This is a genomic window from Collinsella aerofaciens (genome assembly GCF_015558785.1).
GTDB classification, from domain to species: Bacteria; Actinomycetota; Coriobacteriia; order Coriobacteriales; family Coriobacteriaceae; genus Collinsella; species Collinsella aerofaciens_P.
The window spans coordinates 36853-48958 of record NZ_JADMOP010000011.1 but is presented as its reverse complement, the minus strand read 5'-3'; the positions used below and the strand labels follow the sequence as shown (position 1 = coordinate 48958).

Sequence of the window (12106 nt, the reverse complement as noted above, 5' to 3'; positions counted from 1 at the left end):
TGTCGAGGGCTATTGTCCCACTCTTGGCGGCGGGACGGGACGGCAGGCGATTATTGAGTAGCCATAGAGGAATGAGCGGCGAGCGCCTACTGTGTATCCACGTAAAGGTCGAACCCGCCCTGCGGTGTGGTGTCGACCGTATCGGACGCCTGTGAGTTAAAGCTCACGGGGACCATGCGCTTTGAGGCACGGAAGCGCGTGCCGTCGGTGGCGACGGGCGGTTCATCGACGGTGAGCTCGTAGTCGCCGGGCTTAAGTTCGATGCCGTCACCAGCGGAATTGACGTATTGATACTCGTCAATCGTCTGCCCTTTGAGCGTGCGCCCCACGATATGGATGAGCATTTGGCTGTCGCCGCGCGCGGTGTCCCACGTCGCGCCGTCCTTGACCTCGACCGACACATGTACCGAGCGCGTGCGGCCGAGCGATTGCTCGACAGACATCTCGACCCTGGCGGCGTCTTTTCGCTGCTGCTCGACATGGCTCCAGACGTTTCCAATTACCGAGCATGCGATAACGCCGGCCATGAAGGCGATAAGGATGGGGCCAAGCGGAGAGCGACGTCCTGCATCTTCCTCGCGAGACAGATTGGGGCGACGTGTGGGTGCGGGCGCCTGAGCGCCCTGCGAGGGCACGTCGAGAATACTGAAGGATGCCGTGCTGTCGGGATCGATGGTGTGACGCGGCTGCGGGGTCTTTGCCGGAGAGATCGACATGTCGGCTGGCTCGCCGAGCGTGGCCGTAGCGTCGGCCTTGGCCTCGTCTGCCTCGGCCTGGGCCCAAGCTTGTTCGAAGGTCAGGGGCTCGACGGGATCGAGGGCGGCATCAGGCTCGACAGCGGCATCGTTGCCGGTCTCGTCCTCGTCGCTCGACACGTCACGCGACGCGGGCTCGTCCCACTCCTCGTCCGGAGCCTCGCCCTCGCTATACCACCATTCAAAGTTATCGATATCCATACGGGGCGCCCCTTAGGCCTCGCAAATAAACACTCGCTAGTCTTATACCCCCAGACGGCACCGAAGCTCACCCGCGCCGGACACGAAAACCGTCACAACATTCAACGCTTTTCCTCGATTTCGAGATTTTCATCGAATGTTGTGACGGTTTGAGCGGCGGCAAGGCCGCAGAATGTGACAAAGGGACTGTCCCTTTGTCACATCTGGAGGGCGACGGGGATTTGGATGCAGCAGAAGTCCTCTTGGTGGGACTCGTCGTAGCTCGTGGTGTCCAGATAGCAAAAGTCGAAGGCGTTGCCGATGGGCTGGAGCGCGTGCCCGTCCATGCAGGCGACGATGGCGCGGATGCCCTCGGGTTCGTACGGCATGCCCCAGCGGCTCATGCACAGATACGTGCCCTCGGGCAGCGCCTCCACGCCAATCTCTGCCAACTCGACAGGATCGCTCGGTAGCATCTCTTCGACACCGCGCGGCAGCACGGCAAAAGAACCGGCGCCGGCGATGGGATCGTCGGAATGCAACGCCTCGCGACGTAGCATGGCGCCCCAGCCGCGCATGGGGCGTGTGCCCGTGAGCGCGCGCATGCGCAGAATGGCCCGCATGAGCGTGGGGTGAAGCATCGAACGGCCTCGCTCGATACCGGCAGGGAACTCCTCAAAGACCACGTAGCGACGATCGAACTGCTTGAGCTCCGGCTTGCCCTCACGCTCGCGCCAGTAGACCGCCTCGTCGTAAAAGCTCAGACGCTCCTGAACGCTGGCGCGCTCGGCCTTAAGGCCGGCAATCTGCTCGTCGAGCGCCTGCACCCGCGAGCGCAGGTGCTCGGTCATCTCACCGATGTCGAACGTCGAGGTCAGGCGGTCAATCTCGTCGAGCTCCAGCCCCAGATCGCGCAACATGCAGATGAGACGCATGAGCGGAATCTGCGTAGGCGAATAGAACCGATAGCCCTTTTCGTTGACCACGGCTGGCTTAAACAGGCCGATCTTGTCGTAATAGATGAGCGTTTGGCGCGAAACGTTAAACAAGCTCGCCATCTCGCTGATCGCATACATACCCGTCTGCATAGGTCCTCCCGGCACACCAAAGCCCGCCGCCCACAGGGGCAGCGGGCTCAAACACTACTCGTATCCTACCCTAAATAAGCCTATGACCAGCGCTTATAGTTTTTACACGACACACCGACGGCCTCGAGCGCCTTGGCGGCGATGTGATGCACCGCGTCGTCGAGCGTGGCGGGGCCGTTGTAAAACGTGAGCATGGGCGGCATGAGCATGACGCCCGGCACGCGCGCCAGGCGCGCCATGTTGTCGACATGAATGGCGCTAAAGGGCGTCTCGCGCACCATGAGCACCAGGCGGCGCTGCTCTTTCATCTGCACGTCGGCCGCGCGCAGCAACAGGTTTTCGCTGTAGCCGCTCGCGATGCCGGCAAGCGTCTTCATGGAGCAAGGCGCCACAATCATGCCGTCGACCGGATAGGTGCCGCTTGCGATGGCAGCGCCGATGTTCTTGTTGTCGTAGACCACATCGGCATAGCGCCCAAACTCGTCGAGTGTCATGCCGAGCTCCTGCTCGATGGTGATCTCTCCCCCGCGCGTGACGACAAGCGCCGACTCGGCGCCGGCCTGGCGCAGGCACTTGAGGCACTCGAGGCCCAGCGCGGCACCACTGGCACCAGAGACGCCAACGACAATGCGACGGGGACGGGCAGAAGACTCGGACATGACAACTCCTTAACTACTTGGTGGGGCTACTAATTAGAAGTTAAGCTCGGCGGCCCACTTGTCCATGTCGATCTCCATGAACTGCGAGCGGATGAAGTTCTTCTTGAGGTTGAACGGAACCGTGCAGTCGAAGATGGCCTTGCAGGCGATGCCGTGCTCGCGGATCGAAGGATCGAACGCGGGGTCGTTGGACGGATCGAGCACGTGGCAGTGGCAGCCGGGGATGGTGATGAGGTCGACGTCGGCCTGGAAACGCGTGGTCATGGCCCACATAACGTCGCTCATGTCGAAGATGTCGACGTCCTCGTCGACCAGGATCACATGCTTGAGCTCGGAGAATGCCGAGAAGGCGAGCATGGCGGCGTTGCGCTGACGGCCCTCGTCATTCTTGCTCGACTTTTTGAACTGCATGATGGCAACGAACTTGCCGCCACCGCAGGGAGCAGCGTGAACGTTGAGCAGACGGCCCGGGATAGCGGTCTCGACCATCTTGTAGATGGAAGCCTCGGTGGGGATGCCGGCCATGGAGACGTGCTCGTGCGAAGGACCGATGCAGCTCTCCATGATGGGGTTGGTGCGGGTGGTGACGGCGGTGATCTTGATCACCGGGCAGACCTTGGCGCCACCGGTGTAGCCGGGGAACTCGGGCATAGCGTAGCCGTGACCGTTGACGTCCTCGTTGATGGTCTCGTCGTGCATGAGGTAGCCCTCGAGCACGTACTCGGCGTTGGCGATGCACTTCTGCGGAACGGTGACGCAGTCGGCGAGCTCGACGGCATGGCCGCGCAGGGCGCCGGCGATCTGCAGCTCGTTAAAGCCGAGCGGCGTGGTGGGAGCCTCGAAGCCGCAGCACATGTACACGGCGGGGTCCAGACCGATGGAGATGGAGATGGGCATATCTTCGCCGCGCTGGCAGTACTCGTCGAAGAACGCGCCCAGGTGACGGCTGCCCGGAGTGATCCACATGGCAAGCCTGTCTTTGTCGACGCAGGAGAAGCGGTGGATGGTCACGTCGGACTGGGAGCCGTCGGGGCTCGTGCCGTAGGCGAGGCCCATGGTGATGTAGGGGCCGCCGTCGACGGGCGTGTTGGTGGGGGCGGGAACGATCTTGCGCAGGTCGAAGCCCTCGTCGGTCGCCTTGTACACGACCTCCTGGCAGTCGACGTGCTTGCCCTCGGCGATCTGCTCGGGGGCGATCAGGTTCTCAAAACGCTTACCGATCTCGAGGCCCAGGTGCTCCTCGTCCAGATCGAGCAGAGCGGCAACGCGCTTGCGGCTGGCAAGCATGCCGATGCAGACCTTGGCGTCGTCAAAGCCCTTGACGTTGTTGAAGACCATGGCCGGACCCTCTTTGGTCGGGCGCATAACGGTGCCGCCGGCGCCGACGTGACGGTAGACGCCCGAGACCTCGGCATCGGGATCGACCTGAGTGTCAGTCTCGAGCAGCTGACCCGGCATCTCACGCAGGAAGTCGAGCGCGGAACGCAGGTCGTGGATCTGGGAAGCATCGGTAGTGGACATAGCGTGCTCCTTTCGGGAGAGAGCCCGACGGCGGGATGCCGCCGGGCTGGGGAACGTAGTGGGGCCATGGCGCTCATGGATGGGGCGCTCGGGCACTCGAAGTTCGAGCACTCGGCTGTTTACAGCCCAAGCGCTCGGCCGCTTACATCAGGCCAAAGAGATGGAACCAGGCGGCCTCGACCAGCACGACGATAAAGACGACCGCGGTGAGGGGAATGCCCATGCGCATGGCCTCTTTGGAGGTGTAGCCGCCGGCGTCCTTGCCCTCGCCGATAAGGATCGGCAGGTTATGGAACGGCAGGATGTAGTGGATGTTGATGGACGTGAAGACGATGAGCGCCACGGCGAGCGGGCTCACGCTGGAGCCGGCCGCGAAGCTGATGAACGCCGGCACGCACACGCCGAGCACGGCCATGACCGAACCCATGAACATGTGGATGATCATGGAGAGTGCGGCGACAAGCAGGGCGAACAGGAAGATGTTCTCGGGCACGGAGCTGGGAAGCACGACGTCGGCGATCCAGGCGTTCATGCCGGTGGCGCCGCCCACGGAACCCACGGCCATGGCGGCCGTCAGGAACATGAGGGACTTGATGTCGACAGCGTTCCAGCTGGCAGGAGTGAGGACCTCGCCGATGATGGGCATGGCGAGTGCGACGCCAATGGCCAGGGTGACCCAGCCGATAAAGTCGCCCGAGACGGTGAGCCACAGCGCGATGGCGATGACAAGCCACACGATGGTGCGGATCTCCTTGACGGAGAGCTTGCCGAGCGCGGCCTGCTTGGCCACGATCTGCTCGCGATCGTAGACGAGCTCCTTGCTGGGCTTAAAGAGGAAGAGGCCCAAGAACAGGGTGCACAGCAGCGCGACCAGCATAGGCACGCTCATGTACAGGAACCAGTCGACAAAGGACGGGCTCATGCCGCCGGCCTCGGCGCTGTACTGCGCAACGAGCGGGTTGAGTGTGGAGTCGCCCGTCAGGAAGAACATGGAGCCCGGGGCAGCAGCGGCAAACACGAGGAAGCCGAGCTTACCCTTGTCGTCGTCACCGTAGCCGGCGGACTCGGCGATGACCGAGACGACGGCGAGGATGAGGAAGGCGCGGGGGAACGGATGCGGGATCAGCAGCGACAGCACAAAGGTGAGCGCGAAGATCGAGATGATGAGCGACTTGGCGTCGCGCACGAACTTGAGCATGAACGCGTAGGCGATGCGCTCGCCCAGGCCCGACTCCTTGACCGCGCTGGCGATGAGGTAGGCGCCGATGACGAGCCACATGGTGGCCTTGGTCCACGAGCTAAACGTGGAGGCGACCGTCGCCGAGATGCTCGCGGCGCCCGTGTCGTCCACGCACACCTTGAACAGGACGAGCAGTGCGCAGTAGAGCAGGCCCACAAAGCCCGGCTGTGCCACGCCGCATGCCCAGAACACCACCGTGGCGAGCGTCAGTGCCAGACAGGTCTGACCGCCGACCGTGAGCTCGACCGTCGAGCTCAGCTCCGCCAAAGGAAGAAACTTCACCAGCAAAAAGACAACGATACCCAGCACAAAGCCAATTTCGCGCTTGGTGATCTTAAACGCCTTCTTTTCCGCTTCCATCTCCCCACCTTTCTTGTTGGGGGCGCTCCGAATTCGCAGCCATGTTGCCGCTTAAAAAGGGGCGCCCGTTATCGGACACCCCTTACGTTGCGCTGTGTTGCGGCAATACAGTCAAGCGGATTTTTTGGATGAGAAGCGATTCCCTAGACAAAAACCGTCACAACATTCGACGCTTTTCCTCGTTTTCGAGATTTTCGCCGAATGTTGTGACGGTTTGGATGTGGCAAAGGGACTGTCTTTTTTACATAGCGAGGGCCGTGCGGATGAATGGGTCGCCGAGGGCCTCGCGGAGCCAGGGGGCCAGCTGCTCGGGGTGACCCTGCAGGTAGCCTTTGAGCTCGGACGGAGCCACGCGACGCACTTCCGAGATCTCCTCTTGGTTGATATGCAGCTCGCCCGGCTCAACATGGGCAAGGTAGACCTCGCACCATTCGCACTCGCAGCGACCGTCGCCGTGGTCCTCGCGGTACACCACGTGTCCGAGGTGCTTGAGCTGATCGGGCTCGCGCGTAATGCCGAGCTCTTCGTTGATGCGGCGCGCCGTGGCGGCCGCGACGTCTTCCCCGGGGAGCGGATGACCGGCGCAGCTATCGGCCAGCACCCCGCCCCACAGGCGTTTGAGCGGACTGCGACGACAGAGCAGCAGGCGCGCGTCTTCGCCCTGGCCCTCGACCAGAAGCGTCAGAAATGCCTGATGCAGGATTCCCTCGCCGGTATGGGCCTCGATGCGGTCGACGGGGCCAAGCGCCTCGCCGGTCGCGGCATCGACCGCCACGACCTCGGCGCCTGCGCCGCCTTCATCCCAGCCGGCGCGCAGAATGCGGGCTGCGGCCTCCTCGAGCGCGGCGATGAGTTCCTTGGTGGTATCGAGCATGCGCCGCAAGTCGTCCGCGGTCGCGTTCTCCACATGAAAACCCGTGCTTGCAACTACCGGCACGCCAAAGCGCGTGGCCAGCGCCGCCGCAATATCGTGCGCCGGAATTTCGTCTCGATGGCACGGAACGGCCAGGATGCTCACCGTCGCCGTACGGCCGGGCTCGGGGCGAGGAATGGCCTGCGCCGTGGCGCCCAGGTGCGCAAACTCCGGCGAGCAGGCGTACACCGCCATGCCTCGCGGCGTCACCGTCAACTGGGCCTCGAGCGCAAACTTGCCCTCGCCCACTACAACCTTTGTCGTGTGCATACCCATGGGATCTCCTGTCGCCCGCAATGTACCTGAGACCATCTTCGCCTGTATTGCGACTATACAGGCAAGCGCAGCCTGCGACAAAGGAGGCAGGCACCCGACACATTCTGTTAGAGTTGCAGGGATTGAATCCCGCTTATTCATGCGACATTGGAGTGACAACCTTGACCGCCGCAACCACACCTAAAAGTAAGTCAACCGCCGCCGCGCTCTCCCCCGCGCGCACCAGGCTCTGCCTGGCGCTGCTCGTGCTGTTGGGATTCTCGCTCGGCTGCTCCGAGTTCGTGGTCATCGGCATCGAAAGCGACCTGGCGACGGAACTCGGCGTATCACTTGCCACTGCGGGCCAGCTCATCAGCGTGTTTGCGCTCGTCTACGCTATCGCGACGCCGGTGCTCGCGCTCAGCACGGGGCGATTCCGCCGCTACCAGCTGCTCGTGTGCTATAGCGTCGTCTTTGTGCTCGGCAACCTGGTCATGGCGTTGGCTCCCAACTTCCAGGTGCTGTTTATCTCACGCATTGTCCTGGGCTCTGTCTCGGGTGCGCTGCTCGCCGTGGGCGTGACGTACATCCCTGAGCTGCTATCCCCGCAGCAAACCTCACTTGCCATCTCGGTCGTGTACGGCGCGTTTTCCGTGGCGATGGTCTTTGTGACCTCGATTGGCAAGTTTGTGGCCGACACACTCGATTGGCACGTGGCCATGTACGGCACGCTGACCTTTGCCGTTTTGATCTGTAGCGCGCTCGTGGCGTTTATGCCTCGCGCCGGGCAGACCGATGAGCCCGCCACCTTCCGCGAGCAGGCGGGGCTACTACGCGAGCCGAGTATCATCACCGGCATGCTCATCTTCTTGTTTGGCGTGGGCTCGGTCTACGTATTCTACGGCTACGTGACGCCTTATCTGGAGCAGATGCTGGGCATGGATACCGTTCAGGCGAGCACCACACTTATGGCCTATGGCGTGTTCTGCCTGATCTCGAACATCCTGGGCGGATGGATCGATGCGCGTTTTGGCATGAAGGCGCTGCTGGTTACGTTTGTGCTGCAGGCGGCGGCACTGCTCGGGCTGTTTGCCGTGGGCGCCGCCATGCCGCTCGCGCTGGTCTTTGTCTTTAGCCTGGCGATGCTCATGTACCTGTTCTCGGTCTCATGCATCACGCACTTTATGGACGTGGCACGCAGCCGCCATCCCAAGTCGATGGTACTCGCAAGTTCGGTTGAGCCCATGGCGTTTAACGTCGGCATCTCGTTTGGCACCGCAGTGGGCGGCGCCGTGGTAAGCAGCATTGGCATTGCGTACGTGGGTGCAGTGGGCGCCGCGTTCTCGCTTGTGGCCTGGGCGCTCACGCTGGTGACGATTAAGTTGGCTCGCTGGGAGCGCCGTCGTCAATCAGCACAGCCCCGGATGCAGGCATAGGGGCGAACATAGCCCAAGGTGGCGAGCAACCGGTGAAAACCGTCCCATACGAGTAGTGTTTATCCGCCTGCAAGCTCCAGCAGTGCAATTTCGTGTACTTCAGATACACACTTTTCTACTATTTCGTGTATTCCAAGTACATGAAATCGTACTAAACTATGTATCTGAAGTACACGAAATTGGAAAGGCGGCCCCATGCGCAGATCAATCGAATCCGTTATCGAATCATGGGCGACAAAGGACGCGTCGCGCCCCCTCCTCATCCGTGGTGCGCGACGCGTAGGCAAAACGTACGTTGCCGAGGAAATCGGCAGACGAATCGCCGGCGATGCGTTTGTCAAACTCGACTTTCAGACCGATCTTGAGCTGATCGCTCCGCTGTTCGACTGTCCCACCGACGACGTTAACGCCATCGTGGCGCGAATCTCAGACTATAAACGCACCCCCATTCGCAAAGAAACCGCCTTCATCCTGTTTGACGAGGTGCAGCTCTGCGAACGGGCGCTCAACTCGCTTCGCTTTTTTTCGGGTTCGGGCTGGCGCATATGCGCGACCGGCAGTCAGCTCGGCGTCGCCACGCGCAAGCGCAAGTTGCCTTTTCCCAGCGGCGTTCGTCAAGAGACCATGCATCCTATGTCGTTCGAGGAGTTTCTCTGGGCGCTCGACGAGGAGCGGATGGCCAATGCCATTCGTACCCACGCCGGCACGCTCGAGACCTACGCCGCGCACCAAGCCGCGCTCAGCCTGTTTCATCGATACCAGATCGTGGGCGGCATGCCCGCCGCCGTCAACGCATATCGCAAGACGTTATCCATCGAGGATGCGCGCGTCGAGCAGCGCGAAATCGACGAGACCTATACCGCCGATATGACCGACCCCGAAAACGGGATCAGCGGCGTGGCGGCGCGCAAGGTCTGGCGCTCCATTCCGTCCCAGCTGCTGAGATCGTCCACAAAAAAATTCAAGTACTCCGAGGTCGAACGCGGAGGCCGTCGCGCCAAGCTTATCGAGCCGCTCGACTGGCTCGAAGGCGCCGGCATCATATCGGTCAACAACCTGACCGAAGGCATCGAGCCTCCCCTCGTTCCCTTCGACGACGAAGATGGAAGTTTCTTTAAGGTCTATCTTCTCGATACCGGCCTCATGTTCTACAAACTCGGCATCAACCCGCGGCTCTGGCTCGACCTCAAAGAGGATTCCGCCATAGCGCTATCTTCCGACTTCCGAGGCGCCCTGGCGGAAAACTCGGTCATGCAAGCATTTTCGGGCAATAGCTTGCAGACGTATTACTGGGTGCCGCCGTCGTCTTGGAAGACGACCGGCGAGCTCGATTTTTTACTTCAGACCGACCGTATGGAAATTGTGCCCGTCGAAGTAAAGTCCGCACGTAACGTGCGCGCGAGAACCCTCGGGTCGTTTATGGACAAAGCCCGATCGCCATATGCCTACATTTTGTCCGAGAACAATTTTTCCCGCAGCGAAACCGATGACGGGCGCGAGCTGCGCCACCTCCCCTTGTACGCAGCGGGCTTTATTGGAGCAAACTGCCTCAAGAGCAGTCTGTAAGCCCTGCGCGACCGCCTAGAAAGGAAGCCGCTCATGCAACGCATTCTTTTTATCTGCCATGGAAATATCTGTCGCTCGACGATGGCTGAGTCGGTGTTTACCGAGCTCGTGCGCCGCGCTGGGCGCGAGGCGGAGTTTGTCATCGATTCCGCTGCGACCTCGACCGAGGAGATCGGCAACCCGCCACACCACGGTACCGTTGCCAAGCTGAGCGAGGTTGGGATTCCCGTCGTCGCACATCGTGCACGTCAGGTGCGTCGCGCGGAGTATGGCGACTGGGACCACATTGTCTATATGGACGACGAGAACGCCCGCGGCCTGTACCGAATTTTTGGGAAGGACCCCGATGGCAAGATCTCGCGCCTGCCCGATTGGACCGATCGCCCCGGCGACGTGGCCGATCCCTGGTACACCGGCAATTTCGACGCCACCTACCGCGATGTACTCGCCGGTTGCACCGCTATGCTCGAGCAGCTGTAGGCGCTCGGGCGGCGCGGGCACACGGGCCACGCCATCGGCATAAAACGAGCGTGGATTTTCTCCCACTTTGAGCGTTCGAGCGCGCTCTAAACGGGAGAAAATCAACGCTCATGAATGTGACAAAGGGACTGCCCCTTTGTCACATCCGGGACCGGCCCTAGACCGGCTTGACCTCCAGCTTAATCCCCTTGGCACAGAAGTCGCCCAAAACATCCGAAAGGGCCCAGGTCGCATATAGCGGCAAATAGAGAACCGCTCCGTTGCGCTCAACGTTGCCTCTCGAGAAAACAATCCCGAGCCTTACGCCATATTCAGCCGTATCAAGCACATGACCGAGCGCAGCGTGCGCGTGGTAATAGGAGCCCGATTTAACCTCGATCGGAACAGCCGTCCCATCCGGTCCATCGACCACAAAGTCCACTTCACCGCGCTTTTTTGTCTGATAGTAGTAAAGCTGGCGATTTTGGGCAGCCAGCTGCTGGGCCACCACGTTTTCGTAAATGCCGCCCAGGTTGGGCTCCTTGCTATCAAGATACGCCGCCTGGGCGACTCCAACGGGGTAACGCGCCATCAACATGCCCGCATCCGATTGATATAGCTTGAACTGCGATGGCCGCGCCGTCTTGAGCAGGGGCGATTTTGGCTCGGTTACGATATCGGCTTTGAGAGCAACGCCGGCATCGACAAGCCATACAAAATCTCGCTGATACTTCTCGTAGTGAGCCTTGGGGTCAATGGAATTGAGCACGAAGCGCTTGTTTTCGCCCTCGAGCATAATAGGGAGCTGATCGTAGATGCTCTGCACCTGAAGGGCTCGCCCGCTTGCATACTTGGAGATATCCCGCCGGTACTGTTCGTTGAGCTCTGACTGTAGCTGGCGAACAGAGGCAAGGTCGCCCTGCGTGTCAAGGAAACGCTGCACGACCTCCGGCATTCCGCCGACAACGGTATAGGTCCTGAAGTTTGCCATCATCGCGTCATGAATGTAATCAGGAATGGGCCTCTCGCTGATACACGCGTCACGTATCGTTTGGCGAGCCCCCTCGCTCACCCCGATTGCCCAGCAAAACTCCTCAAAATCGAGCGGGAACATCCTAAGCTCGTGAACATACCCCACGGGATAGGACCTGACGCCCTTGAACTGAGTCCCGAGCATTGACCCCGAAAACGCCCAGCGGCACCTCCCGTCCTCAACAAGGAACTTTGCCATCGTCATGATGTCGGGGGCCTCTTGGACCTCATCGATAAACACGAGCGTTTTGCCTGGCGCAATCGACTTTCCCGAAAGAAGCGTCACCCTGCTGATGAAATCATCGGCATTCCGCGCCTCGAGAAGAGCATCTTTTGCCTGGCGGTTTTCCATGAGGTTAAGCTCGATGTAGGTTGCATGGCTGGCTTTGCCAAATGCGCGAATCGAATAGCTTTTGCCGATCTGGCGAGAACCCGTGATGAATAAGGCCTTTTGCTCGGCAGACTTCAGCCAACGCTCCAGCTCTGCCGCTATTTTCCTGCGCAGCATAGGCTCTCTCCTCAGTGTCATCAAATGAAATGCAAAGTTTTATACGCTTGATTATCGATGAAACGCAGAATTTTTAGAACCTAAAATCAAATGAAATGCAGAGATTTGAGATTATAAGCAAAAGAAGGGGCACC

Annotated in this window: 10 protein-coding genes; 3 read left to right on the top strand and 7 right to left on the bottom strand. The window is 60.7% G+C overall.

Annotation, left to right across the window (positions count from 1 at the left end; genetic code table 11):
• Positions 1 to 86: 86 nt before the first annotated feature.
• The 6 genes from I2G40_RS06430 to idi all read right to left on the bottom strand — a co-directional run bounded on the left by I2G40_RS06430 (position 87) and on the right by idi (position 6992).
• Positions 87 to 956 (bottom strand): hypothetical protein, encoded by an 870-nt coding sequence (locus tag I2G40_RS06430; protein WP_195544531.1) that lies wholly within the window; start codon positions 954 to 956, stop codon positions 87 to 89.
• Positions 957 to 1153: 197 nt separating this feature from the next.
• Complete coding sequence (locus I2G40_RS06425; RefSeq protein WP_195544530.1) at positions 1154 to 2023, bottom strand: MerR family transcriptional regulator; 870 nt, start codon at positions 2021 to 2023, stop codon at positions 1154 to 1156.
• Between the two features lie 80 nt (positions 2024 to 2103).
• Complete coding sequence (locus tag I2G40_RS06420) at positions 2104 to 2682, bottom strand: UbiX family flavin prenyltransferase (RefSeq protein WP_195544529.1); 579 nt, start codon at positions 2680 to 2682, stop codon at positions 2104 to 2106.
• Positions 2683 to 2715: 33 nt separating this feature from the next.
• Positions 2716 to 4203 (bottom strand): UbiD family decarboxylase, encoded by a 1488-nt coding sequence (locus I2G40_RS06415; protein ID WP_195544528.1) that lies wholly within the window; start codon positions 4201 to 4203, stop codon positions 2716 to 2718.
• Positions 4204 to 4345: 142 nt separating this feature from the next.
• Complete coding sequence (locus tag I2G40_RS06410) at positions 4346 to 5803, bottom strand: SLC13 family permease (RefSeq protein WP_229090687.1); 1458 nt, start codon at positions 5801 to 5803, stop codon at positions 4346 to 4348.
• Positions 5804 to 6044: 241 nt separating this feature from the next.
• Positions 6045 to 6992: an isopentenyl-diphosphate Delta-isomerase gene (gene idi, locus I2G40_RS06405; RefSeq protein ID WP_195544527.1), complete on the bottom strand. Its 948-nt coding sequence runs from the start codon at positions 6990 to 6992 to the stop codon at positions 6045 to 6047.
• A 152-nt stretch (positions 6993 to 7144) separates the two neighbouring features.
• Between idi and I2G40_RS06400 the strand changes: the two genes are divergently transcribed.
• From I2G40_RS06400 to I2G40_RS06390, 3 genes are all read left to right on the top strand, one after another.
• On the top strand, positions 7145 to 8407 hold the full coding sequence (locus I2G40_RS06400) for an MFS transporter (protein ID WP_324252577.1): 1263 nt from the start codon (positions 7145 to 7147) through the stop codon (positions 8405 to 8407).
• 195 nt (positions 8408 to 8602) lie between these two features.
• Positions 8603 to 9973, top strand: a complete 1371-nt coding sequence (locus I2G40_RS06395) for an ATP-binding protein (protein WP_195544526.1) — start codon at positions 8603 to 8605, stop codon at positions 9971 to 9973.
• A gap of 33 nt (positions 9974 to 10006) precedes the next feature.
• Entirely contained in the window at positions 10007 to 10453 is a 447-nt protein-coding gene (locus I2G40_RS06390; protein ID WP_195544525.1) for a low molecular weight protein-tyrosine-phosphatase, read from the top strand.
• Between the two features lie 157 nt (positions 10454 to 10610).
• Here I2G40_RS06390 and I2G40_RS06385 read toward each other — a convergent pair whose 3' ends face one another.
• Positions 10611 to 11972: an ATP-binding protein gene (locus I2G40_RS06385; protein ID WP_195544524.1), complete on the bottom strand. Its 1362-nt coding sequence runs from the start codon at positions 11970 to 11972 to the stop codon at positions 10611 to 10613.
• Positions 11973 to 12106: the final 134 nt, after the last annotated feature.